The organism is Acinetobacter pragensis (genome assembly GCF_001605895.1).
GTDB lineage: Bacteria > Pseudomonadota > Gammaproteobacteria > Pseudomonadales > Moraxellaceae > Acinetobacter > Acinetobacter pragensis.
Window position 1 is genome coordinate 1 of the sequence record NZ_LUAW01000063.1, and the last position, 595, is coordinate 595.

Below are 595 nucleotides of genomic sequence, written 5' to 3' on the forward strand. Positions count from 1 at the left end.
CACTTGAATACGGACGGCCGCCTGACCGATGGTCTGAGCGCCATAATGTGCATCATCTTCGAGGCGAATCCCCAGCTGTGTATTCAACCCTTCTTTTGGCGTGCATGCAGAAGCTGCGCTGGTTGAGTTTTATAAGCTGGGCATGGGCGAACCGATGCAAGTGGCAGCCAGCCATGGCCGCGGTGTGCAGCAAATGCTGGAAGATGTTCTTTCAGAAGTGCCGGAAGATGAAGAGAWCSGMRSASCCATGCAGCTGGCTRAAAKGGCCATCGCGAAAGCAGGGCGGCGCCTAAAAGCGGCTAAAAAAGTTGAACGTAAAAAAATTGTGGCTGGCCCGACTTTACCCGGTAAATTGTCAGATTGCGTTGGGCATACACTGGAAGAATCTGAATTATTTATTGTGGAAGGCGACTCTGCTGGCGGTTCGGCCAAGCAGGCGCGGGACAAGAATTTTCAGGCCATCATGCCGATCCGCGGGRAAATCCTCAATACTTGGGAGGTCTCTTCGGATGAAGTGCTGACTTCGCMGGAAGTGCATAATATTGCGATTGCGATCGGGGGTGATCCGGGCAGKGATGATTTGTCTGAATTKCGC

At 52.7% G+C, this 595-nt stretch carries 1 protein-coding gene and 1 pseudogene; both read left to right on the top strand.

The window, feature by feature from the left end; genetic code table 11:
- Positions 1-79: 79 nt before the first annotated feature.
- A pseudogene (locus tag AZH43_RS18995) lies at positions 80-229 on the top strand (ribosome biogenesis GTPase Der); the annotation flags it as partial.
- An 18-nt stretch (positions 230-247) separates the two neighbouring features.
- A partial coding sequence (locus AZH43_RS16870; RefSeq protein ID WP_406564632.1) for a toprim domain-containing protein occupies positions 248-595 on the top strand: 348 nt, incomplete at its 3' end.